The following is a 24,061-nucleotide window of genomic DNA, read 5'->3' as shown; positions in this document are numbered from 1 at the left end:
GTCGACGACCGGGGCGCCCTTTCGGCGTGCAGACGGATCAGGACAGGCCCAGCTCCGACTCGAAGTTGCCGCCCTCCAGCCGCTCCTTGACCGCGGTCAGGAAGCGGGCCGCGTCGGCGCCGTCGATCAGCCGGTGGTCGTACGACATGGCCAGGTAGACCATCGACCGGACCGCGATGACCTCGCCCAGCTCCGGGTCGTTCACCACTACCGGCCGCTTCACCACGGCACCCGTGCCGAGCATCGCCGACTGCGGCGACGGCACGATCGGGGTGTCGAAGAGGGCACCCCGGCTGCCGGTGTTGGTCAGCGTGAAGGTCGCCCCGGCCATCTCGTCCGGGGTGATCTTGTTGGCCCGGGTGCGCTCGGCCAGGTCGGCGATCCGCTTGGCGATGCCGCCCATGTTGAGGTCACCGGCGTTGTGGATGACCGGCACGAGCAGACCGCGCTCGGTGTCCACAGCGATGCCGAGGTGCTCGGCAGCCGGGTAGGTGATCGTGCCACCCTCCAGGTCCATGCTGGCCTGGATGATCGGGTGGGTCTGCAGCGCCTCGATGGCGGCGAGGGCGAAGAACGGCAGGAAGGACAGCTTCACGCCGTGCTTGGCCTGGAACGAGTCCTTGGCCTTCGTCCGCAGCTTGGCGACCTTGGTGACGTCCACCTCGACGACAGTGGTCAGCTGCGCCGTCTCGTGCAGCGACTGCTGCATCCGCTTGGCGATGGTCGCCCGGATCCGCGGCAGCTTCTCCGTGGTGCCCCGCTTCGCGCTGGGCTCCGGCTTGACGGCCGGCTTCGCCGCAGCGGCCGACGGCGCGGCACTCGGCTGAGCAGCCTGGGCCGGCGCCGCCTTCGCCTTCTCGGCAGCCTCCAGCACGTCCTGCTTGCGGATCCGGCCACCGACGCCGGTGCCGTTGAGCGCGGCCAGGTCCACACCGTGCTCGGCGGCGAGCTTGCGCACCAGCGGGGTCACGTACCCGGCGGCCTCCTCGCCGCCACCCTGCACCGGGGCGGACGGACGCGGCGGCGTCGAGGCCGGCGCGGCAGGCTGCGAGGCCTGCTCGGTCTTCGCCGGCTGCGCCGAACTCTCGGTCTCCGCGGCCGGCTCGTTGTACGACATGCCCGGCGTCGGCTCCTGGACCTTCGGCTCCGGCTTCGGCTCGGCCTTCGGCGCCGGCTTGGCCTCCGCCTGGGGCTCGGGCTTCGGCTCGGGCTTCGCCTGCGCGGGAGCCCCGCCGGCCGCGCCGATGATCGCCAGGTCGGCGCCGACAGCGGCGGTCTCGTCCTCGGCGACCTTGATCTCCAGCACCGTGCCGGCGACCGGCGACGGGATCTCGGTGTCCACCTTGTCGGTGGAGACCTCCAGCAGCGGCTCGTCGACCTCGATGGTCTCGCCGACCTGCTTGAGCCAGCGGGTGACGGTGCCCTCGGTGACGCTCTCGCCCAGGGCCGGCATCTTCACCGCGGTGCCCTCGCCCGACGACGCGGCGGCCGGAGCCGGCGCCTCGCTCGGAGCCTCGTCCTGGGCCACCTGGTCGGCGGTGCCCTCGGCGGCGGCGGTCGGCTCGGCGGCCGGCTCGACCGCCTCGGCCGGGGCCTGCTCCTGCGGGGCGGCCTCGCCGCCACCGGCGGACTCGCCCTCGCCGGCGATGACGGCGAGTTCACTGCCGACCTCGGCGGTCTCGTCCTCACCGACCACGATCCGGCTCAGCACGCCCGCCGCGGGCGACGGGATCTCGGTGTCGACCTTGTCGGTGGAGACCTCGAGCAGGGGCTCGTCGACCTCGACCGTGTCGCCTTCCTGCTTGAGCCAGCGAGTGACGGTGCCCTCGGTGACGCTCTCGCCGAGCCGAGGCATGGTGACCGATACCGGCATTTTCTCCAGACTCCTTCATTCCCTGGTGGGATCTTCGCCCGTCGCCGGACGCCGCGGTTGATTGTCAGGCGTGCGCGTGCAGCGGCTTGCCGGCGAGGGCCAGGTGCGCCTCGCCCAGGGCCTCGTTCTGGGTCGGGTGGGCGTGCACGAGCTGGGCGACCTCCGCCGGGTAGGCCTCCCAGTTGTAGATGAGCTGAGCCTCACCGATCAGCTCACCGACCCGAGCGCCGATCATGTGTACGCCGACGACCGGGCCGTCCTCCACCCGGACCAGCTTGACGAAGCCGGTGGTCTTGAGGATCTGGCTCTTGCCGTTGCCACCCAGGTTGTAGTTGTACGTCTTGACCTTGTCGGCGCCGTACTGCTCCTTGGCCTTCGCCTCGGTCAGGCCCACCGACGCCAGCTCCGGGTCGCAGTAGGTGACGCGCGGGATGCCGACCTCGTCGATCACGGCCGGGGTCTGCCCGGCGATCTCCTCGGCCACGAAGATGCCCTGCTGGAAGCCCCGGTGCGCGAGCTGGAGGCCGGGCACGATGTCGCCGACCGCGTAGACGTTCGGCACGCTGGTGCGCAGCCGCTCGTCGGTCAGCACGTAGCCGCGGTCCATCTTCACGCCCTGCTCCTCGTACCCGAGGTTGGCGGTGTTCGGGCCGCGACCGACGGCGACCAGCAGCAGCTCGGCCTCGACGGTCTCGCCGCCCTGAATGGTGAGCTTGACGCCGCTCTCGGTCTTCTCGACAGTCTCGAACGGCTTGCCGACCTTGAAGTTGATCTTCCGCTTGCGGAACGCCCGCTCCAGCGCCTTCGACGACTCCTCGTCCTCGGCGGCGACCAGCCGGGGCAGCGCCTCGACGATCGTCACGTCCACACCGAAGGACTTCCACACGCTGGCGAACTCGACGCCGATCACGCCGCCACCGAGCACGATCACCGACGACGGCACCCGGTCCATCGTGAGCGCGTGGTCGCTGGTGATGATCCGCTCGCCGTCGACCTCCAGGCCGGGCAGGCTCTTCGCGTACGAGCCGGAAGCCAGCACGATGTTGCGGCCGGTGTAGCGCTTGCCGTCCACCTCGACGACGTTCTTGCCGACCAGCTTGCCGTGGCCCTCGACGATGGTGATCGACTTGTTGCCCTTCAACATGCCCTGCAGGCCCTTGTACAGGCGGGCGATCACGCCGTCCTTGTACGAGTTCACCCCGGCCATGTCGATGCCGATCAGCTCGGCCTTCACACCGAACTGCTCCGACTCGCGGGCCTGGTCGGCGATCTCGGCGGCGTGCAGCAGGGCCTTCGTCGGGATGCAGCCGTTGTGCAGGCAGGTCCCGCCGAGCTTGCCCTTCTCCACCAGCGCGACCTTCAGGCCCAGCTGGACGGCGCGCAGCGCGGTCGCGTAGCCGCCGCTGCCACCTCCGAGAATGACGATGTCGAAGGTCGCTTCGTTCGGCTCGCTCACGTCCAACTCCCAGGTCGCGTCGCTGCATCGGGGGTCACGGGGTTGTAACACGGACACACCCCACCTCGGTCATCTTGTCACCACCGGGCACAGGGTGCGTACCGAGGTGCCCAACGACACGTCATCGACACGTACCCTTGGCACCGTTGTCGATGACATAAAGCTGGGGGAGAGAACCGGTGGGGTTGTTCCGGCGCCGCAAGCAGACGGCTGTGCCGAGCCATGACCGTGCCGCCGACCGTGGCGATCTGGAGCATCTGGAGAACTTCATCCGGAGCCGGCGCGGCGTCGAGGCGTACATCGAGCCCCGGACGACGGTGACGGAGACCACTGTCATCCTGATCGCCGACGACGGGGAGTGGACGCGTCGGCGCATCGACGGCCCGGACGGCGCGCGGCGCTTCGCGTACCGGATGGGCATCCCGGTGTACGACGTGCGGCTGATGGGCTACCCGCAGCGGATGCGCGACTTCAACGAGCGCCGCAAACGTCGCCCCGAGCAGTACTGATGTAAGGAAGGGCCCCTTATTAACGCTCAGCGTTAATAAGGGGCCCTTCCTTACATCTCAGCCGTTGGCGGCGACGTCCTCGACGAGCTGCACCAGGGTGCGGACCGGGACGCCGGTGCCACCCTTGGTCCAGTAGCCGGTCGGCTCGCCGGAGTGGTAGCCCGGCCCGGCGATGTCGATGTGCGCCCAGGCCACGTCGTCGGTGACGAACTCGCGCAGGAACACACCGCCCTGCAGCATGTGACCGGCCCGGTCCATCCCGGCGTTGACCTGCGAGATGTCCGCCACGTCGGACTCCATGCCCTTACGCACGTCGTCGGGCAGCGGCATCGGCCAGGCCGGCTCGCCGACCGCGTCCCCGGCCGCCTGGACCCGGTCGCACAGCTCCGGGGTGCCCATCACACCGGCCATCCGCTTACCCAGCGCGACGACCTGACCGCCGGTCAGGGTGGAGGTCTCGAACAGGTAGTCGGTGCCGTCCGCGCAGGCGCGGGCCATGGCGTCGCCCAGCACCATGCGGCCCTCGGCGTCGGTGTTGAGCACCTCGACCCGCTTGCCGTTGAACATGGTGATCACGTCACCCGGGCGGTAGCTGGTGCCCGACGGCATGTTCTCCGCCATCGGCAGGTAGCCGCTGACCGCCACCGACGGCTTCAGCGCGGCGATCGCCAGCATGGCCGCGCCGACCGCTGCGGCGCCCGCCATGTCGGACTTCATCTCCCACATGCCCTGCGCCGGCTTGATCGAGATGCCGCCGGTGTCGAAGGTGATGCCCTTGCCGACCAGCGCGACCCGCTTGCCGTTGCCACCGTTCTGCGGCGTGTAGGTGAGCTTCACCAGGCGCGGCGGCGCCTCCGAGCCCTGCCCGACAGCGACGATGCCGCCGTACCCACCGGCCACCAGCGCCGCCTCGTCCAGCACCTCGACGTCGAGACCCGCCGCGCGGGCGGCGTCGGCGACCGCGTCGGCGAACGACGGCGGACGCAGCTCGTTCGGGGCGGTGTTCACCCAGTCCCGGCTGGTGCGGACCGCGCCCGCCACCGCCTGGGCCCGGGTGACCTCTGCCTGGGCGCCCGCGTCACCGGCGTCCGGCACCGCGATGAGCACCTCGGCCACCGGCTCCCGCCGGGTCGGCTGGGGGCGGGTCTTGTAGCCGGCGAACCGGTACCCGCCGAGCAGCGCACCCTCGGCGACCGCGCGCAGCTCCGCCGACGCGTCCGCGTCGTCCGGCAGCGGCAGGGCCAACGCGACCTTCGGTGCGCCGGCCAGTGCCCGGACCGCCGCACCGGCGGCTCGGCGCAGCGTCTCCGGGGCCGGGGCGGCGCCGGACGGCTCCGGGCCGAGCCCGACCGCGACGACCAGTGGGGCGGTCACGGTGCCCAACGTGGCCAGCTTGACGACCTCACCCGGCCCGCCGGTAGCGCCGAGTAGCGCGAGGGTCTCGGTCAGCTTGCCGTCGAAGGCGGCGGCGATGCTCTCCGCGCCACTGGCGAGCAGCAGGGTGCCGGCGAGGCCGCTGGTGGCGTCCTGCTCTCCGGTCTGGCTGTGCAGGCCGATGACGATCGCGTCGACGGCGAGCTCGGCCGGGTCGGTGTCGACCAGGCTCAGGTTGGTGGTGCGGGGTGCTGTCACTGAAGCTACTCCGGGCGGGCCGGGCCGGTCGCGGCGTCGCGTACCGGCGGTGAAGGTCTCCGGCGGAACCTACCCGCCGGACGTCATGGTTGTCCCGCTGACCGGGTCAGCGGGCTCCGCCGATGCTAACCAGCCACGTTGCCCCCGGTAAGTTGCCACCCATGACCGACGTGACCTCCGCCGCCGCCGCGACCCGGCTGCGACGTTCCCCGCTGCACGAGCGGCACACCGCCGCCGGCGCCAAGTTCGCTCCCTTCGGCGGTTGGGAGATGCCGCTGGAGTACGCCGGCGGTGGCGTACTCAAGGAGCACACCGCCGTCCGGACCGCGGTCGGGGTCTTCGACGTGTCACACCTGGGCAAGGCCCGGGTGACCGGCGCTGGTGCGGCCGACTTCGTCAACGCCTGCCTCAGCAACGACCTGGGCCGGATCGGCCCCGGCCGGGCGCAGTACACGCTCTGCTGCGACGACGCCACCGGCGGTGTGGTGGACGACATCATCGCCTACCTGTACGCCGACGACCACGTCTTCCTCATCCCGAACGCCGCGAACACCGCCGAGGTGGTGCGCCGGTTGCGCGCCGCCGCGCCCGCGCAGGTCACCGTCACCGACGAGCACGAGGCGTACGCCGTGCTGGCCGTGCAGGGCCCCCGCTCGGCGGAATTGTTGGCCGCCCTCGGCCTGCCCACCGAGCACGACTACATGAGCTTCTCCGCCGCGAGCCTGGCCGGGGTGGAGCTGACCGTCTGCCGTACCGGCTACACGGGTGAGCTGGGCTACGAGCTGGTGGTGCCGGCGGAGCACGCGGTCGCCGTCTGGGATGCGCTCTTCGCCGCCGGCGAGGCGTTCGAGCTGCGCGCCTGCGGCCTGGCTGCCCGGGACACGCTGCGGACCGAGATGGGCTACCCGCTGCACGGGCAGGATCTCTCCCTGGACATCAGCCCGGTGCAGGCCCGATCCGGTTGGGCGGTCGGTTGGGGCAAGCCGGCCTTCTGGGGTCGCGACGTGTTGCTCGCCGAGAAGGCCGCCGGGCCCCGGCGTACGCTGCGCGGCCTGGTGGCCGTCGACCGGGCCATTCCGCGGCCCGGGATGACCCTGCACGTCGGCGACACCCAGGTCGGCGAGGTGACCAGCGGCACCTTCAGCCCGACCCGCAAGCAGGGCATCGCGCTCGCCCTCGTGAACACCGACGCCAACCTGACCGACGGCGACCAGGTCGAGGTCGACATCCGGGGCCGCCGAGCCCCCCTGACCCTGACCAAGCCCCCCTTCGTAACCCCCTCGGTGCGCTAACCCCCACCCAGACCTGGTCGATCATGAAGTTATCGCCACGGCGTCGGCGTGTCGTGGCGATAACTTCATGATCAACGCCGGTGTCGGGGCCTCAGGGGGTTGTGGGGGTTGGGGGTTCGCCGGAGTCTAGGACTGCCTGGGTCCAGCCGCCCTCTATGACGCCGGTGGCGTCCAGGACGGCCCAGTCGACCACGTCGGATGTCTCCACGACGACCGGGGCGCCGATGCGGACGCTCTGGTCGGTGTTGGCGTCGCTGGCGCTCACCCCGACGATCCGCTCCGGCACCTCCCAGGAGGTCACACCCGCCCAGACGTACTCCGGGCCGTCGTCGCCGGGCAGGCCGTACTTGACCACCAACTGCGACTCGGCGGGCAGTTGTCCCGCGACGAAGCGGGCGCGCACGTCACCCAGCGCGGCGCGGGCGGTGTCGACCGCTTGGCTCATCGCGTCACCCGATCGGGCGTAGCGCACGTCCGGCTGGATCCCGGAGAACAGGGTCGCGCAGGCGGCGGCGTAGTAGCGCCCGTCCGGACCCGGGTGCCCGGCCGGCGGGCGCAGGCTGAGGAACGAGTCGGCCTCCGGGTCGGTCGCCGGGTCCAGTTCCAGGCGCAGTAGCACCGGAGCGGTCGCGCCGTGCTGTTCCGGGTTGCCGTACGCCACCGCGATGTCGTGCCCGGTGACGGTCGCGAGCACCGGCAACTGCACGAACGCCGGGACCTCCTCGCCGGTGAGCCCGTCGGTCCAGTCCCGCAGCAGCCGGCGGGCCGCCCCGGTCATCACCGCACCCCAGGCCCGGGTGAGGTGGTCGGGCACCCCCTGGGTCTGCAACTCCAACAGGCCGAAGCGGCGCAGTCCCTTGGTGGTGAACCACAGCCCTTCGGTGTCGGACGAGTACGGCACCAGCACCCAGTCGACCAGCCGGATGCGGCCCTGCTCGTCGGGGAGCGAGCGCAACGCGGTCGCCGGGTCGAGGAACTGCAGGCCGAAGACGTCCACCACGTCGCCGTCGTGGGATTCCGCCACGGCCGCCGCGACCGCGCGGGCCGCCCACTCGTGGGCAGGCGGCCAACCCGGCCGGTACTCGGCCTGGACGACCACCAGGTGGGTCGCCGCGGCCAGCCGGGCCAGTTGCTCCTCGGTCGCGCCGAACGCGGTGAGCAGGTCCGGCGGCAGCTCGGGGAACTCACTGATCGGCCGGGTGTCGACGCTCATCAGCGGGCTGTCCAGCATCTGCCGGGCCAACCCGTGCACCGGCTCGGCCAGTCGGCCGGTCAGCGCCGCCACCGCGGTCTTCGCGCTGACCTTCGGCAGCCCCGTCATCGGCACCAGGTAGGTCGCGCTGAGCGACTCCGGCACCGGTACGGGCAGGAAGTCGTCAGTGATGAGCATGGGGTTCCCCCGGTGGCCGTGCCGGTGCTGTCGAGCCGAACGCTACCCGGCCGGTCCCGCCCGCTTCAGCCGGACAGCACCAGACCCAGGTAGACCAGCGTGGTGACCACCTCGACGGTCGCGCCGAGGACGTCCCCGGTTATCCCGCCGAGTCGGCGTACCACGTGTGTGAGCAGCGGTAGCGCGACGGCGAGCGCGGCGGCGACGGCCAGCGGCCCCTGCCACGGGCGGCCCGGCACCGCGGGCACCGCCAGCAGCGCCACGGCGACCGCGCCGACGACCAGTGCCAGCGGGCCGACGGTGCCGGCGACGAGCGCGCCGAGCCCGTCCGGTCGGGCCGCCGGCACGCTCCGCCGGCAGGCGACCGTGACGCCGAACCGCCCGGCGGCGGTCGCCGTGACCACCGCCGCGACACACGCCGGCCAGGACCGTCCGGCCAGGTCGGCGAGCGCCGCCGCCTGCACCAGGAGTACGACCACCAGGGCGACCACCCCGAAAGGGCCGACGTCCGGCTTCTTCATGATGTCCAGCGCGGCGGCGCCCCGCCGGTACGAGCCGAGCGCGTCCACGGTGTCGGCGAGCCCGTCCAGGTGCAGCCCTCGGGTGAGCAGCGCGGCAGCGCCTACCGTCACACCGGCGGCCACCAGTGGTGGAGCGAACGCGCCGCTCAGCAGTAGCACTCCGGCCAGCAACGCGCCGAGCAACGCGCCGACCGCCGGTGCGAGTGCCATCGCGGTGCCGGCGACCGGGCGGTCGATCCGTCCGGCCCGCACCGGCAGCGTGGTGAACGTCGTGATCGCCAGCCGGGTCCCGGCGAGGAACCGCGACTCAGCCGGCACGCCAGCCCGACGCCGGCTGGTCGTCCGCCCCGATGCTGGCCGGACCCGGGCCGGCCGGTTCCGGCTCGGCGAAGTCGGGCTCGGTGCCGTCCGGGGCGGTGTAGCTCGCGTCGGGGTAGCTCGGGTCGGTGGACTCCGGCTCGTCGACGGCCGGGGCCGCGTCGTCGTCGCCGCCGAGCGACGGGTGGACCGGCAGTGCGGCGGACAGCGCCAGCACCGACCGCAGCAGCGGGAGCGCGACCAGCGCGTTCGCGCCCTCGCCGAGATCCAGTCGCAGGTCGAGCAGTGGGGTGAGACCCAATACGTCGGCGGCGAGCCGCACCGCCGGGTGCCCTCCGTGGTCGGCGAGCAGGCACCAGTGCCGCGCCTGCCCGGCCAGGTCGCGGCTGACCATGCCGGCGGCCACGCCGACCGGTCCGTCGAGCAGCACCGGCACCCGGCGGGCGGTGGCGCCGAGCAGCACGCCGGTGGCCACCGCCACGTCGCCGCCGCCCAGCTCGGCCAGGATGTCCTTGGCGCCGCGCGACGAGCGGCGGGTGCGGTGCAGGGCGTCGCGTACCGTCGCGCAGCGGACCATCCACGCGGCGTCGTCGATCTCGCCGGAGCCCGTGATCACCCGCCCCAGCACGGTGGGCGGCTCGGCCCCAGCGGTCGCCGCGAGCACCGCCGCGGCGGCCGCCTCGGTGCCGGCTCCGCACGCCCCCAGGACCAGCAGTCGTACGCCCGCGTCGGCCGCCTGTTCGGCCAGCCGCCAGCCGTAGCGCAGCGCCGATTCGACCTGGTCGAGCGTCAGCGCCGGCTCGTCCTCGATCGGGGCGGAGGCTGGCACGTCCACCACCTGCAGGCTGGCGCCGTTCTCGGCGGCCAACCGGGCCAACGCGCCCTTGCCGGCGCGGGCCTGCGCGGCCCGGCGCGCCGACTCACCGGCGACGGCACCGGCCGACGCCCCGCCGGCGTGGTCGCCGTGCAGCAGCAACACCCGCACCGAGCCCCACGCCTGTGGGGTCGGGGTGCCCTGGGTGGCGGCGGCGAACCCGACCACCCGGTCCAGCACGCCCAGCCCGGCGCCCGGTACGTCCAGCGTGGCCAGCCGGTCCACCGCCTGCGGGCCCGCGTACTCGTCGGGCATCGGCAGTTCCATGCCCGGCTGGATGACCAGCCCGGTGGCCACCATCGGCAGTGCCATGGTGGGCGCGGCCCAGGGGTTGCCGGGCTCCTGGTTCGGCGCGGCCGGCGGCGTGTGCGTCAACACGTCGGGCAGTTGCACCTCGGGGATGTCCTCGGCGTCGGCCAGGGTCGCGACGACGGGTGCGGCGCTGCCGGCGGAGGTCGCCGCGGTGGTCTCACCGGGGACCGTCGCCGGTGCCGTCTCGGTGGAGAGGGCCGCCGGGGCGGCGACGGGCTTCAGCCAGACCGGCTGACCGGCGACGACCAGCACCACCGCGTCGCAGGCGTCGGCGACCGCGCGGTTGGCCGCGCCCAACGCGTCGGTGAACGCCCGGCCCAGCGGGGTGGTCGGCACCAGCGACAGCCCCACCTCGGGGCTCACCAGCACCACCCGCGCGGCACAGCCGCGCAGCGCCTCGGCCAGCTCCGCGATCGTCGCCACGTCGTCGGCGGGCTGGTGGTCCGGGTCGAGCAGCACCGTCACCCAGCCGCCCAGGTCGTCGACCAGAAGCGTCTCGTTCGGCTCGGCGGACGCGAGCACGTCGGCCAACCGGCGGGGGTCCTCGGTGGTCTCCTCGGTGGTCCAACTGCCGGGCCGCCGGGCGCGGTGCGCCGCCAGCCGGGTCGCCCACTCGGTGTCCTCCGGGTCGCCCTCGGGCGCGGTGGCGACATAGCGGACCACCGGCGCGTCGGTGACCAGGGACTCGGCGAACTCGGACTTGCCGGACCGGATACCGCCGAGCACCAGGACCGTGTTCCACCCGTCTACGGACATGCCCGTACCTTAAGGCCGCCCACCGTTGCCGTGCCTGCCGGCCCGGGCTCGGCGATGATCAGCCGCAGTGTTCGAAGCCACTGTTGAGCTGGCCGTACCGGTCGGCGTGCCGCCCGGCGTCGTGGTGCGCGGCCCCGGGGTGGCGCTCGGCGCGTCGTCCTGTCCACCGGAGCCGCTCGGCGCGGCGGACGCTCCGTCCCACCGCCGCCGGTCGCAGGGTCGCCACGACCATGGCGCTCAGCGCCACCGAGGCGACCGTACGCGCTCGATCGAATTGATCCACCTGCGGGTCCTGGCGGGGGCAGCGAGCGGCCGTTGCGCGCCGGGCCGACTACGCTGGCGAGGGTTCGTCCCACGGGGACTTCAGCGGCGAGGGGAGACGCGGCATGGCGTGGAGCTGGCGGTACGAGGGCACGGACGGTCAGACGGTCGAGGGACCGGCGGAGTCGTTCGGCAGCCAGGCCGACGCCGAATCCTGGATCGGTCAGACCTGGCGGGAGCTCGCGACGTCCGGCGTCACCTCGGTCGCGCTCGTCGAGGACGACCGGGTGGAGTACCGGATGAGCCTGCTGCCCACGGCCGAGTGATGGCCTACGACCGGCCGGGCGCCGACGGGCTGGTCCTCGGCGTACCCAGGGCGGCGTTCCGGCCCAGCCCGATCTTCCTCGGCCTGGTCGCCCTCTTCGCGGTCGGCGGGGTGCTGGCCTGGAACGGTTACGGCAACGCCCGGTTCAACGTGTTCCTCTTCGTGGTGTCCGGCTGGCTGGTCTCGCTGTGCCTGCACGAGTACGCCCACGCGGTGGTGGCCTACCGGGCCGGCGACCGGGACATCGCCCACCGGGGCTACCTGACGCTCAACCCGTTGAAGTACACCCACCCGCTGCTGTCGATCGTGCTGCCGGTGGTGGTGCTGCTGCTCGGCGGCATCGGCCTGCCCGGCGGCGCGGTCTGGGTGGACCGGCACTCCATCCCGGGTCGGCTGCGGCACACCCTGGTCAGCCTCGCCGGCCCGGCGACCAACGTGCTGTTCATGCTGGTGCTGGTGGCGGCGGTACGACTCGGCACCCAGTCGGGTGGCCCGGTGGAGTTCTGGGCCGGGGTGGCGTTGCTCGCCTTCCTCCAGCTCACCGCCAGCGTGCTCAACCTGCTGCCGGTGCCCGGCCTGGACGGCGGCAACATGATCCAGCCGTGGCTCAACCCGCAGTGGCGCAAGATGTACGACCTGTTCGCCCCGTACGGCTTCATCCTGCTCTTCGCGCTGCTGTGGAACCCGCGCATCGGCGGCTGGTTCTTCGACGCGGTCTTCGCGGTCGGTGACCTGCTCGGTCTGCCCTCGTGGCTGTACGCCACCGGCCTCGACCTGGTCCGCTTCTGGCAGAGCTGAGCCGACCAGGCCGGTCCGGTCAGCGCGACAGGTACGCGCCGACCGGACCGGACTCGCGTCAGGGACGCTGCGCGGGGGACTCGGTCTTCGCCGGGTCCCGCTCGGTGACCGGCTCGACGACCTCGTCGATCGCCTTGAGCAGCTCGGCGTCGAGCTTCACCCCGGCCGCCTTCACGTTGTCGTGCACCTGCTCGGGGCGGGACGCGCCGATGATCGCCGACGAGACGTTCGGGTTCTGCAGGACCCACGCCACCGCGAGCTGGGCCATGCTGAGCCCGGCCTGCTCCGCGAGGGGCTTGAGCCGCTGCACCCGGGTGAGCACGTCGTCGTTCATGAACCGGGAGATGAAGCCCGCGCCGGACTTCTCGTCGGTGGCGCGGGAACCGGCCGGCGGCGGCTGGCCCGGCAGGTACTTGCCGGAGAGCACGCCCTGCGCCATCGGCGACCACACGATCTGGCCGATGCCCAGCTCCTCGCTGGCCGGCACGACCTCGGCCTCGATGACCCGCCACAGCATCGAGTACTGAGGTTGGTTGGAGACCAGCGGGATGTGCAGCTCCCGGGCGAGCGGGTGGGCGGCACGCAGCTGCTCGGCGTTCCACTCGGAGACGCCGATGTAGTGCGCCTTGCCGGAGTGCACGACGTCGGCGAACGCCTCCATCGTCTCTTCCAGCGGGGTGCTGTGGTCGTAGCGGTGGGCCTGGTAGAGGTCCACGTAGTCGGTGCGCAGCCGGCGCAGCGAGCCGTTGATCGACTCCATGATGTGCTTGCGGGAGAGGCCGCGGTCGTTGCGGCCCGGCCCGGTCGGCCAGTAGACCTTGGTGAAGATCTCCAACCCTTCGCGGCGCTCGTTCTGCAACGCCCGGCCGAGCACGTCCTCGGCCCGGGTGCCCGCGTACACGTCGGCGGTGTCGAATGTGGTGATTCCCGCGTCGAGGGCGGCGCGGACGCAGGCGAAGGCCGCGTCCTCCTCGACCTGGGAACCGTGGGTGATCCAGTTGCCGTACGAGATCTCGCTGACCAGCAGGCCGGAACGGCCCAGGTGTCGGAATTCCATGTAACGACCCTAACTCCGGTAGATCACTACCGTCGACCGGCCACTCACAGCACGGGATTGGCGTCGGTGAGTAGCCGGTCGATCTCCGCCAGCACCTCGGCACGGTCGCGGTGCACCGGGTCGATCAGTGCCGCGCCGCGCCGGTCCAGCGCACCCCACCGCCCGGTGTCCGTGCCCACCAGGAACGCCACCGGATGGATGACCAGCATCGGGTGCGCCGGCGGAACCAGCACCGTGCCGGTGCGGTCCACCACGCCGCGCCGTCCGGCCACGTCGACCACCGCTAGCCCCTCGTCGGTGAAACCGTCGACCTTCTGGCCGTCGGCCAACTCGGTGACGAACCCGTGGTGGCGGGTGGGCACGACGATCCGCCCGGTCCGGTCGACCGCCCCCCACCCCTCACGCCGGACCGCCGCCAGCCCGCGGCGGAACGGTCGTACCTCGGCGAAGTTCGGCGCGACCTGCACCGTGCCGGTCGCGTCGATCGCCGTCCAGCCGCCGTCACCGACCACCCAGGCGAGCCCGTCGCTGAACGGATGCGCCGCTCGGAAGGACGGCGGGATCACCGTCGTACCGAGCAGGTTGATCAGGGACCACCGGTCGGTGTCCGGCCGGCGGACCCAGGCCAGCCCGTCGTGGAACGGTTGCGCCTCGGCGTACCGGGCGGGGATGACCAGGTCGCCGTCCGGGCCGGCGTAACCCCAGAGCGGCCCGTCGCGCTCCGGCAGCGGGGGCCGGTCGCGGTCGAGCACCTCGTCACGACCTCGGGGGTACGGCCCGAAGCCGTCCGCCGAGGCCCGGACGGTGACCGCGTCGAGAGCCACCCGGATCCGCCCCAGCAGTTCGGCGTCGCCGGCACCGCGCAGGTCGAGCGCGTCCTCGAAATGCTCGCAGGCCTCCATGAGCCGTCCCTGGTCGTAGCACGACCGCCCGGCGTGCTCGTGTAGCGCGGCCCGCAGCCGGTCGGGTAGCTCGACCGAGTTGGCCTGGGCGAAGAGTTGGTCGGCCTCGGCGAAGTCGCCACGCCAGCGCAGGACGTGGGCCAGTCTGGCCTGGGCCAGCGCGGTCCGGCGCAACTCGCCGGTCGCCTCGGCGTAGGTGAGGGCGAGTCGACCGTCGGCCAGCGCGTCGTCGAGGTCACCGAGGATCCGCGAGGTGACCGCGCGCAGGCTGAGCAGCCGGGCGCGGGCGCGATTGTCGACAGCCGAACCCAACTTCTCGGTCAGCCGCCGCCGAATGGCCCGCAGGTCGTCCGGTTCGGTCAGCTCCTCGCGGAGCGTGACCGGGTCCAACCGCCAGCGGTAGGCGGCGAGGACCTGCTCCGGGTCGCCCGGGTCGGCCAGCGACGGGCGGGTCGGTGCCGGAGCGGCGTCGGCGGGTGGTGCGGAGACCGGCACGTCGTCGGCGGGTGGTGCGGACACCGGCACGTTGTCGGCGGGTGGTGCGGACACCGGCACGTCGTCGGCAGGTGGTGCCGACAGCGGCACGTCGTCCCCGCCGTTCCTGGGGCTGGGAACGGCCGACGCGGGTGGCGCGGAGGTCGGCAGGGGTGGCGCGGAGGTCGGCATCACCGAGGCGGGTGGTGTCGACGCGGGCGGCGCGGAGACCGGTGGCGCCGAGACCGGTGGCGCCGAGACTGGGGGTGTGGAGATGGGCGGTGCCGAGATCGGGGATGCGGAGATGGGCGGTGTGGAGATGGGCGGTGCCGAGATCGGGGATGCGGGGTCCGGCAGGGGTGGCGCGGAGGTCGGCATCAGCGAAGCGGGCGGTGCGGACACGGGCACTGCCGGCATGGGTGCGTTGGGGGTCGGCGGCGCGGACGCGGGTGCTGCGGAGACCGGCTGCGCGGGCGGCGCGGAGACCGGTGCTGCGGCGGCTGGTTGCGGGGGCGCGGGTGCCGGTGGTGCGGAGACGGGTGCCGCCGATACGAATGGCGCGGTGGCTGCCTGCGGCGGCGTCGAAGGGTCCGAGACGGGTTCGTGCGCGTCGTCGTCCGGTGTCTCGGGTCGGGTTGAGGGCGCAGCGGCGCTCGACCAGTCGTCGGCGGGCGACACGTCCGTCGGTCCGGTGGTGTTCGAACCGGGCGCACTGTCCCACAGGTAATCGTGCGGTGCGGTCTCGCCTGCCGGCTCCTGCTCGACCGGACTGGTGTCCTCGGTGGGGTGCGCGGTGACCGGCTCGACGGGCGGCGCGGAGACCTGCTCGCGGTCGTCGGTCGAGGTCGAAGCGCTGACGGGCTCGTCGGCCGCCCGGCCGTGGACGTGGGATGTCACTGTCGACGGGTCCCGGTCTGTCGTGCCGGGTGCCCTGGCAGGGCCGAGGTCGTCCGCAGTCGACCCGTCCTCGGACGACGGCCGGGCCGACGCCGGCTCGGTCTGCTCGGGCTCGGTCTGCTGAGCGGGGCTGAACCAGGCGTCCGGCCCGCGGGTCCCCGGAACCTCCTCCGGCTCCCCAACAGGTGCCGCCGGCCCTTCCATGGGCGGCGGGGGTACGTAGCGGCGCGGCGTGCCGGGGGCCGGTGGAAGCGCCAGGTCGACGTCCTCCGCCGGGGGATCCTGGGTCGCCGGGCTCGGGGTGGCCGGGCTCGACGCGGGTCGATCGGCCGTCTTGTCCTGGACCTGCCATGCGGGCGGCGGTCCGACCGGGTGGCGGCTGTCCGCCGTCGGAGCCGGCCGCTCCGGCGGGTACGGGCGCGCGGGCGACTGCGGGCGTTCCGGGGAGTGGGTGAGGTCCGGCGGGGCCGGGCGGCGGTCGGTCGGCGCGCTCCCGCCCACCGGGCCGCCGACCCGTCGACGCTCCGAGCCCGGCTCCTCGCCTCGCCGCTGCTCCACCGGGCGGTCGCCGACGTCCGGACCCGGGTAACGCGGCGGCGGGGTGGGGTGCGCGTGGGCAGCCGGTGCCGGTTCGGTCGGTGTCCGGCGCTCAGGTGCGGGCGGGCCGTCCGGCCGTTCGCCGACGTGTGGCGGGTCCGCCGGGGCAGGCAGGTACTCCAGCCGCAGGCGTGCGGCAGGTGGGCCCGAGACGGGAACATCGGTGGCCGGGGAGACCGGGGCGGCCGACACCGGGCGGTCCGGGCCCGGAGCAGCGGGGGAGACGGGCACCGCTGAGGTGACGGGTACAGCGGGGGAGACGGGCGCGGCGGGAGGAACGGGCGTCGGCGGCACCCGTCGCTCCGGGGTGACCGGCGGAACCGGTGCGGCACGGCCCGGTGAGGCCGGTGCCGGTGGAGCCGTCGCCGCGGGGCGCTCGGGCCGCTCGTCGTACCGGGAGGGGGCCGTCGCCGGCCGCTCGTCGGGGCGGGCCGGCGGCTGCTCCGGCCGCGACGGCCTGCCCGGCTCCGTGGTGCGGTACGGCTCCGTGATGCGGTACGGCTCCGTAGGGCGGTACGGCTCCGTGGTGCGGTGTGGGTCGGTGGTGCGGTACGGGTCCGCAGCGCGCACCGGGTCCGCGGCGCGGTGTGGGTCCGTGACGCGGTGTGGGTCTGCGGTGTGGTGTGGGTCCGCGGTGCGGTGTGGGTCCGCGGTGCGGTGGCTCTGTTCGCGGGTGCGGTCCGGATGCAGCGGGCCCGCTGGCGGCCAGGGCAGGCCGCCGTCGGGCCGCTGGCCGGGCCGAGGTTCGCGGTATCCGTTCTCGCGGTGCCCGTCCGCACGGTAGGCGTCCGGTCGGGCCTCCTCGCGGGAACGCCGCTCCGGGTACGCCTCGGCGCGTGCGACCGCCTCACGGGGCTGCTGCCGGTGCGGGTCGGCGTCGGGCCGACGCCGGTCGTCGTCGCGGCGGGGCGGTTCGGGCATGTCCGGCTCGGGCCGGCGTCGTCGTCCACCGTTGGGTGCCGGTGCTGCCTCGAACCCTTCGTCCGCGCGGTAGCGCCGCTCCGGGCGACGGACGTCGTCCGCCTCCCGCGTCGGGTACCCGTCGGCGCGGTACCGCGTGCGGCCGTCCACCGACGCCCACTGGTCGGCGGCGGCGGGTCGGTCGTCGGCGGTGCGCCCGTTGCGGTCACGGGTGGGTCGTTCGCCGTACCCGTCGCCGGGGTGCCGTTCGTAACCGGCGGCCGGGCGGTCCTGTGGCGCGCGACGGCGGGGCGAGTCGTCCGGCTCGGGCATCCAGCCGACGTCGGACCGGGGTGCTGGTGACACCGGTGGTGTGCCGGAGTATCCCCGATCCCGCTCGGTGGGTTCCTGTCGTGGGCGTCGGGCGTCGTACCGCTCGGAGGTGGGTTGGTCCCGGTGCCACGCGGCCTCCCGCGCTGGTCCGCGCTCGTCGCCGGGGCGCCGGTCCGACCAGGCGGTACGCCGGTCCGTCTCGGGCGAGCGGCGTTCGTCGCGTCGAGGGGGTTCCGGTAGTGGCCGGCGGTACGGCTCGTGGTCGTAGGTGCGGGAGTCGGTGCTGTCGGAGCGGCCGTAGGCGGATCCGGCTACGTCGCCGCGGGGTCGACCGTAGGTCGGTGTGTCGCCCGGGCTCTCGTCCACCCAGGACCGGCTGTGGGGTGTCGGCTCCTCCGGCGGTTCGTCGGCCCAGGACCGGCCGAGGTAGGTGCCGTCGGGGCGGGTCGGTGCCAGCGGCGGGACCTCGGCGCGGCCGGTCGCGCGGCCGCGCGACGGCGGCTGGTGGAGGACGCCGATGTCGCCGGGGTAACGCTGGCCGGGGAACTGGGGGTGCCACTCGGTTGTCGGTTCGACCACCCAGGACGGTTCGTTGGGGTCCGGCCACCGGTCGTCGTAACGGCCGTTCATCCGCCGAGCCCGTCGCCACACCCGGCCACTCGGCCGATCCTCGACGGAGGCGAGCTGTGCGCAGCCGCGACCGGGTGACCACCGGGCGTCCGGTCGCCGCCTGCCACGCCCCGGTGGCCGGCTCGCGTCCGCTCGCTCACGGCGTTGTCACCTCGTTGCAAATTGTCGCGCTGGGGCCTCGCGTGCCGGTCAGGTCACCCGCTCCGGCAGCCCGTGGCTGCGGATGGAGGGTAACGGCGTGGGCTCGCTCACCGCCACTGTGGCGCCGCCCATGGGCGCAAACGTTATCCCATTGGTTTCGGACATTTGGTCCTATAACCGAATCTGGCCTTTGACCATACCGCACCCGAGGGCCTTCCGGCTCGGGCGGGATCGCCGCCTCCGGTCAGGGGTGCTCCATGATGAGGACGGCGAACGTGCCGGGCACGAGCGCCTCGTAGCGGTGCGGGGCGTCACCGGGAAAGGTGGCGTAGTCGCCGGGGCCGAGTTCGACCGGGGCCGTTTCCGGGCCCACCCGCAGCCGGCCGGCGGCGACCACCACGTGCTCGATGCTGCGAGGGGTGTGCGCGTCCGCGGTCCGGATCGCGCCCGGTTCCAGCTCGATCAGGTAGACGTCCCGGCGTAGGTGTGCCGCGCCCGCGCTGAGTAGCGTGCCGGTGAAGTCGGCCTGCTCGGAGCGGACGTGCGGGCCGTCTCCTGCCCGGACCACCCGTACGTCGACCTCGGTGGGCTCCATCAGCCGGCTGAACGGCACGCCGAGCGCCACGCCCAGAGCCCAGAGCGTCTCCACTCTCGGGTTGCCGGTGCCCGCTTCCAGTTGGGAGACGGCGGACTTCGACACCCCCGCTCGGCGGGCCAACTCGGTCGACGACATGCCGACCCGTTCCCGCTCCCGACGCAGGGCGGCGGCGATGGTGGCCAGCGGTGCTGCGGGTTCCGGAGCCATTCGGTCACTCCATTGCATCGAGCGTTCGGCCGACGAACACGTCCAACGTGGTGACCTCTCCGCACGCTACAGCCAACAACCGCCGCGCCTCGCCAGGACCAGCAAGGAGCGGCGAGCCCCACCCACTAACGCGGAAACTGCTGCCTCCGAGACGACCGAGGCAGCAGTTTCGCCGATCTTGCGTGGGTCTGGCAGTGCGTGGGGGAGTCGGGATCAGACCTTGTCGCCGAGCTTGACCTGGGGAGCCGGGGCACGCATCCGCCGGAACGTGATCGACCGCATGACCGCGTAGAGGTAGAGCGACCCCATCCGCTGATCGGTCTTCGGGAAGCGCTCCTTGACCAGCTTGCCGATCTTGCGACAGATCAGCACCGAGTCGACGACCACGCCCAGCGCCAACGCGCCCCACAGCACATTGGAGATCAACCGAACCAGCGGCGGCATCGCGGCGTTCGACCCGATCAGCACGATCAGCGCGCCGCCGAAGAACCAGGTGCCGACGGTACGCCGGGAGTCGACCACGTTGCGGGCCAACAGCCGCTCCGGGCCACGGTCGCGGGGGCCGCCCTCGCGGCGGAACTCCGACGCGGCCTCGGCGCGCAGTTGGCGGCGACGCTCCCGCTCCTCCTCCTTGGTGAGGGGGCGGCTGGGACCGGCCGGGCGGCGACCGACGGTCGGCCGCTTCGGAGTCTCCCGACCCTTGGCCGGGGTGTAACCCCGGGGACGCTCGGCGGTCTCCTCGGGGGTCACCGAGGTGACGGCCTCGTCGACGAGGTCGGTGGACTTGCGGCGAAAGAGCGACGGCACGCGGCAAGGGTAGCCAACGTCATCCGCCAAGTGCACATCGCGGTGCACCGGCGACGGCTCCAGCTCGACACGCGACGTCAGACCGGCCCTTATTCGGTCCGGAGCGCCGTCTGCCGGCGCGGCGGCCGAATGATGGCCGGCGGCCGAGCTGGAGCCGTCGTAGCCGACGGAGAGCGGTCGACCTTACGGACGTTCGGCGTGTGCGCCCAGGTCGGCGAGCTTCGCCTCGAAGTCCTCGTAGCCCCGGTTGATCAGGTCGACGCCGTACACCCGGGAGGTCCCCTCGGCCGCGAGCGCCGCGATCAGGTGGCTGAACCCGGCGCGCAGGTCCGGGATGACCAGGTCGGCGGCGTGCAGCTTGCTCGGCCCGGCGATCACCGCGGAGTGCTTGAAGTTGCGCCGACCGAAGCGGCACGGGGTGCCGCCGAGGCAGTCCCGGTAGACCTGGATGTTGGCGCCCATCGAGTTGAGCGCGTCGGTGTAGCCGAGTCGCTGCTCGTAGACCGTCTCGTGGACGATCGACAGGCCACGGGCCTGGGTGAGCGCCACGACCAGCGGCTGCTGCCAGTCGGTCATGAAGCCGGGGTGCACGTCGGTCTCCAGTGCCACCGCGTTCAGCTCGCCGCCGGGGTGCCAGAAGCGGATGCCGCCCTCCTGGCCCGGGTCGCCCAGCTTCGGCGCGCGCGCGTCGGTGACCTCGTACTCGCCGCCGACCGACCGGAAGATGTTCAGGAAGGTCATCATGTCGGCCTGCTGCGCGCCGAGCACCTCGACGTGACCACGGGTGGCCAGGGCGGCAGCCGCCCAGCTCGCCGCCTCGATCCGGTCCGGGATGGGCCGGTGGGTGTAGCCGTGCAACTTCGGCACGCCCTGGATCTCGATCACCCGGTCGGTGTGGACCTTGATGATCGCGCCCATCTTCTGCAGGATGCAGATCAGGTCGATGATCTCCGGCTCCACCGCGGCGTTACGCAGCTCGGTGACACCCTCGGCCATCACCGCGGTCAGCAGCACCTGCTCGGTGGCGCCGACGCTCGGGTACGGCAGGGCGAACTTGGTGCCGTGCAGCCCGTTCGGCGCGGACAGGTGCAGACCCTCCGGCCGCTTGTCGACAGTGGCGCCGAACTCGCGCAGCGCCTGGAGGTGGAAGTCGATCGGGCGCGGGCCGATGTGGCAGCCGCCCAGGTCCGGGATGAACGCGTGCCCGAGCCGGTGCAGCAGGGGGCCGCAGAACAGGATCGGAATCCGGCTGGAACCGGCGTGCACGTTGATCTGGTCGGTGCTGGCGCTCTCCACGTTCGCCGGGTCGAAGACGAGCTCGCCGTCCTCGGTGCCGTCGGTGACCTTGACGCCGTGCAGACCGAGCAGACCCCGGACCACCTCGACGTCACGGATCTTCGGCACGTCGAACAGTCGGCTCGGGCTGTCGCCGAGCAGCGCGGCGACCATCGCCTTCGAAACCAGGTTCTTCGCGCCGCGCACGCGGATCCGCCCTTCGAGCGGAGTGCCTCCGTGCACAACCAGGACGTCGTCGGTCAACGCAACCTCCAGCGCGTCGGTGCTGCCGTGTTGATGGTGGGGCGCCTGAACGTTGTCGCTACCCCGGATGCGGCCATGTCGAAACGGCCCGCTTGTGTCGTCGCTCCGGCAGCATAGCCCTCGGTGACGAAAAAGGACTCGGTCAGATCGGCGTGTGTGGCATTAATCGGTGATCCGGCACTTTTGCGTACCAAGGACGCTACGGATCGTGATCAGGACGCCGTCGGCGGCGGGGTGTCCGAACCGGGCAGGGCGAGCATCTGGTCCAGCGCGACCCGGGCGTGGTGCGCGGTGTCGGCGTCCACCGTGATCTGGTTGACGACCCGGCCCGCGACCAGCTCCTCCAGGGCCCAGACCAGGTGCGGCAGGTCGATCCGGTTCATCGTCGAGCAGTAGCAGACCGCCTTGTCCAGGAACATGATCTGCTTGTCCGGGTGCGCCAGCGCGAGCCGGCGGACCAGATTCAGCTCGGTGCCGAGCGCCCACGCCGAGCCGGCCGGAGCCGCCTCGATGGTCTTGATGATGTATTCGGTCGAGCCCACGTAGTCGGAGGCCGTGACGACCTCGTGCCGGCACTCCGGGTGGACCAGGACGTTGACCCCGGGCACCCGCTCCCGTACGTCGTTGACGCTGTCCAGCGTGAACCGGCCGTGCACCGAGCAGTGCCCCCGCCACAGGATCATCTTGGCGTCGCGCAGCTGCTCCGGGGTGAGGCCGCCCCCCGGCTTGTGCGGGTCGTAGAGCACGCAGTCGTCCAGCGACAGGCCCATCTCCAGCACCGCCGTGTTGCGGCCCAGGTGCTGGTCGGGCAGGAAGAGCACCTTCGACCCCTGCTCGAACGCCCAGTCCAGGGCGCGCCTGGCGTTGGAGGAGGTGCAGACCACGCCACCGTTGCGGCCGACGAAGCCCTTGATGTCGGCCGACGAGTTCATGTACGTCACCGGCACGGTCTCGGCGGCGATGCCCAGCTCGGTCAGCGTGTCCCAGGCGGCCTCGACCTGACCGAGGACCGCCATGTCCGCCATCGAACAGCCGGCGGCCAGATCCGGCAGGATCACCCGCTGCGCGTCGGTGGTGAGGATGTCGGCGCTCTCGGCCATGAAGTGCACGCCGCAGAAGACGATGTACTCAGCGTCCGGACGGGCGGCGGCCTCCCGGGCCAACTTGAACGAGTCGCCGGTCACGTCGGCGAACTGGATCACCTCGTCGCGCTGGTAGTGGTGCCCCAGCACGAAGACCTTGCTGCCCAGCTTCGCCTTCGCGGCCGTGGCGCGGGCCACCAGGTCGGGGTCGCTGGGCGCCGGCAGGTCGCCCGGACACTCGACGCCACGCTCGGTGTCGGGGTCACTGCCCCGGCCGAGCAGCAGCAGAGCCGTCGCCGTGTTGGAGGGTTCCACCCAGGTCGAAGTCACGTAGCCCATGGTCCCACAGCGCGAGCGCGACGCAGCCTCCCTCGGTGTGGGCTGCCACACTGCTCGGCATGCGCGTGCTGCTCTGCCCGGACAAGTTCGCCGGCACCCTGTCCGCACCGGAGGTGGCCGCCGCGGTGGCCGACGGTTGGCGGTCCGTCGCTCAGGGCGACGATCTGCTGATCCGGCCGCTCGCCGACGGTGGGCCGGGCTTCGTGGAGGTGCTCGCCGAAGCCCTCGGTGGCCGGCGGGTGCCGGTCGCGACAGTCGATCCGCTGGGGCGGCCGGTGGCCGGTGAGATCCTGCTCACCGCCGACGGCGCGACCGCCTACCTGGAGAGCGCCCAGGCGTGCGGCCTGCACCTGCTCGCCGCGACCGAGCGCGACCCGAAGACCACCACCTCGTACGGGCTGGGGCTGTTGGTGACCGCGGCGGTGGAGAGCGGCGCCCGGACGGTGGTGATCGGGCTGGGTGGCTCGGGCACCAACGACGCCGGGGCCGGGATGCTCGCCGCGTTGGGCGTCACACCGCTCGACCCCACCGGTGCGGCGCTGCCCTACGGCGGGGCGGCGTTGGCCCTGGTCGACGCCCTCGACGGCGTACCCCGGCTGCGGGGCGTCCGGCTCGTCGCGGCCACCGACGTGGACAACCCCCTGCTCGGCCTGCACGGCGCGAGCAACGTGTTCGGCCCGCAGAAGGGTGCCGACCGCGCTGACGTGCTGCTGCTCGACGCCGCACTGGAGCGTTTCGCGACGGTGCTGCAGCGGGATCTGGCTGGCTGCCCGGCCGGGCTCGCCAACCTGCCCGGGGGCGGTGCCGCCGGCGGCATCGGTGCGGCGCTGCTCGCCCTGGGCGGCGGCTGCGAGTCGGGCATCGGCCTGGTCACCAGGGCCACCCGACTGGACGCCGCGTTGGACGCCGCGGACCTGGTGATCACCGGTGAGGGGTCGTTCGACCACCAGTCGCTGCGCGGCAAGGTGGTCGCCGGGGTGGCCGGGTCAGCTCGCGACCGAGGGGTCCCCTGCGTCGTGGTGGCCGGGCAGGTGAGCACCGGCCGGCGGGAGGCCGCGTCGGCCGGGGTCACCGACGCGTACAGCCTGGTCGAGCACTTCGGCGGCGAGGAGGGCGGCGGGCTCGACGCCGCGCTGAGCCGACCCGCCGAGGGCCTACGCGAGCTGGGCGCCCGGCTGGCCCGGCAGTGGAGCCGCTGAGCGTTCCGGCCGCCCCGCCGCCCGCCTGGCGACCGGGCCGAC

The 24,061-nt window shown here is 72.9% G+C and carries 18 protein-coding genes; 5 read left to right on the top strand and 13 right to left on the bottom strand.

Annotated elements, in window-relative coordinates; all coding sequences use genetic code 11:
- Positions 1-37: 37 nt before the first annotated feature.
- Both sucB and lpdA read right to left on the bottom strand, forming a co-directional pair.
- A complete protein-coding gene (sucB, locus tag O7614_RS24985) occupies positions 38-1,873 on the bottom strand; it encodes a 2-oxoglutarate dehydrogenase, E2 component, dihydrolipoamide succinyltransferase (protein WP_278140879.1) in 1,836 nt (611 codons plus the stop codon).
- A gap of 64 nt (positions 1,874-1,937) precedes the next feature.
- Positions 1,938-3,329, bottom strand: coding sequence for a dihydrolipoyl dehydrogenase (gene lpdA / locus O7614_RS24980; RefSeq protein WP_278140878.1), 1,392 nt, complete (start codon positions 3,327-3,329; stop codon positions 1,938-1,940).
- A 179-nt stretch (positions 3,330-3,508) separates the two neighbouring features.
- Here lpdA and O7614_RS24975 point away from each other — a divergent pair, with 179 nt between their 5' ends.
- The gene (locus tag O7614_RS24975; RefSeq protein WP_278140877.1) at positions 3,509-3,838 is read left to right on the top strand and encodes a hypothetical protein; all 330 of its coding nucleotides are present in this window, start codon (positions 3,509-3,511) and stop codon (positions 3,836-3,838) included.
- Positions 3,839-3,895: 57 nt separating this feature from the next.
- Here the strand turns inward: O7614_RS24975 and O7614_RS24970 are convergent, their stop codons facing one another.
- Complete coding sequence (locus tag O7614_RS24970) at positions 3,896-5,470, bottom strand: leucyl aminopeptidase (protein ID WP_278140876.1); 1,575 nt, start codon at positions 5,468-5,470, stop codon at positions 3,896-3,898.
- Positions 5,471-5,631: 161 nt separating this feature from the next.
- Between O7614_RS24970 and gcvT the strand changes: the two genes are divergently transcribed.
- On the top strand, positions 5,632-6,762 hold the full coding sequence (gene gcvT, locus O7614_RS24965) for a glycine cleavage system aminomethyltransferase GcvT (RefSeq protein ID WP_278140875.1): 1,131 nt from the start codon (positions 5,632-5,634) through the stop codon (positions 6,760-6,762).
- Positions 6,763-6,853: 91 nt separating this feature from the next.
- Here gcvT and O7614_RS24960 read toward each other — a convergent pair whose 3' ends face one another.
- The 4 genes from O7614_RS24960 to O7614_RS24945 form a co-directional block, all read right to left on the bottom strand.
- Positions 6,854-8,152 (bottom strand): DUF2314 domain-containing protein, encoded by a 1,299-nt coding sequence (locus O7614_RS24960; protein ID WP_278140874.1) that lies wholly within the window; start codon positions 8,150-8,152, stop codon positions 6,854-6,856.
- Between the two features lie 65 nt (positions 8,153-8,217).
- Positions 8,218-8,991 carry an adenosylcobinamide-GDP ribazoletransferase gene (locus O7614_RS24955; protein ID WP_278140873.1) on the bottom strand — a complete coding sequence of 258 codons (774 nt, stop codon included), beginning with the start codon at positions 8,989-8,991 and terminating at the stop codon, positions 8,218-8,220.
- Positions 8,981-10,933 (bottom strand): bifunctional adenosylcobinamide kinase/adenosylcobinamide-phosphate guanylyltransferase, encoded by a 1,953-nt coding sequence (locus O7614_RS24950; protein ID WP_278140872.1) that lies wholly within the window; start codon positions 10,931-10,933, stop codon positions 8,981-8,983. Before O7614_RS24950 ends, O7614_RS24955 begins: the two co-directional genes overlap by 11 nt.
- 58 nt (positions 10,934-10,991) lie before the next feature.
- Positions 10,992-11,216, bottom strand: coding sequence for a hypothetical protein (locus tag O7614_RS24945; protein ID WP_278140871.1), 225 nt, complete (start codon positions 11,214-11,216; stop codon positions 10,992-10,994).
- 103 nt (positions 11,217-11,319) lie between these two features.
- On the opposite strand from O7614_RS24945, the gene O7614_RS24940 reads away from it, so the two are divergent.
- Both O7614_RS24940 and O7614_RS24935 read left to right on the top strand, forming a co-directional pair.
- Positions 11,320-11,520: a hypothetical protein gene (locus O7614_RS24940; protein WP_088988327.1), complete on the top strand. Its 201-nt coding sequence runs from the start codon at positions 11,320-11,322 to the stop codon at positions 11,518-11,520.
- Positions 11,520-12,317 carry a site-2 protease family protein gene (locus tag O7614_RS24935; protein WP_278140870.1) on the top strand — a complete coding sequence of 266 codons (798 nt, stop codon included), beginning with the start codon at positions 11,520-11,522 and terminating at the stop codon, positions 12,315-12,317. Before O7614_RS24940 ends, O7614_RS24935 begins: the two co-directional genes overlap by 1 nt.
- A 58-nt stretch (positions 12,318-12,375) precedes the next feature.
- On the opposite strand, the gene O7614_RS24930 is transcribed toward O7614_RS24935, so the two are convergent.
- The 6 genes from O7614_RS24930 to nadA form a co-directional block, all read right to left on the bottom strand.
- Positions 12,376-13,374, bottom strand: a complete 999-nt coding sequence (locus tag O7614_RS24930; protein WP_278140869.1) for an aldo/keto reductase family protein — start codon at positions 13,372-13,374, stop codon at positions 12,376-12,378.
- A gap of 44 nt (positions 13,375-13,418) precedes the next feature.
- Positions 13,419-18,107 carry a WG repeat-containing protein gene (locus O7614_RS24925; RefSeq protein WP_278140868.1) on the bottom strand — a complete coding sequence of 1,563 codons (4,689 nt, stop codon included), beginning with the start codon at positions 18,105-18,107 and terminating at the stop codon, positions 13,419-13,421.
- A gap of 385 nt (positions 18,108-18,492) precedes the next feature.
- Positions 18,493-19,053: a helix-turn-helix domain-containing protein gene (locus tag O7614_RS24920; RefSeq protein ID WP_278140867.1), complete on the bottom strand. Its 561-nt coding sequence runs from the start codon at positions 19,051-19,053 to the stop codon at positions 18,493-18,495.
- 213 nt (positions 19,054-19,266) lie between these two features.
- Complete coding sequence (locus tag O7614_RS24915) at positions 19,267-19,860, bottom strand: DUF3043 domain-containing protein (protein WP_278140866.1); 594 nt, start codon at positions 19,858-19,860, stop codon at positions 19,267-19,269.
- A gap of 183 nt (positions 19,861-20,043) precedes the next feature.
- Positions 20,044-21,399, bottom strand: coding sequence for a UDP-N-acetylglucosamine 1-carboxyvinyltransferase (gene murA / locus O7614_RS24910; RefSeq protein ID WP_145779648.1), 1,356 nt, complete (start codon positions 21,397-21,399; stop codon positions 20,044-20,046).
- A 212-nt stretch (positions 21,400-21,611) separates the two neighbouring features.
- Positions 21,612-22,811, bottom strand: a complete 1,200-nt coding sequence (gene nadA, locus O7614_RS24905) for a quinolinate synthase NadA (protein ID WP_278140865.1) — start codon at positions 22,809-22,811, stop codon at positions 21,612-21,614.
- A gap of 68 nt (positions 22,812-22,879) precedes the next feature.
- On the opposite strand from nadA, the gene O7614_RS24900 reads away from it, so the two are divergent.
- Complete coding sequence (locus O7614_RS24900; protein WP_278142373.1) at positions 22,880-24,019, top strand: glycerate kinase; 1,140 nt, start codon at positions 22,880-22,882, stop codon at positions 24,017-24,019.
- The last annotated feature ends 42 nt before the right edge of the window (positions 24,020-24,061 follow it).

The organism is Micromonospora sp. WMMD961, assembly GCF_029626145.1.
Classification (GTDB): Bacteria; Actinomycetota; Actinomycetes; order Mycobacteriales; family Micromonosporaceae; genus Micromonospora.
This window is presented reverse-complemented; position numbering and strand designations above follow the sequence as displayed.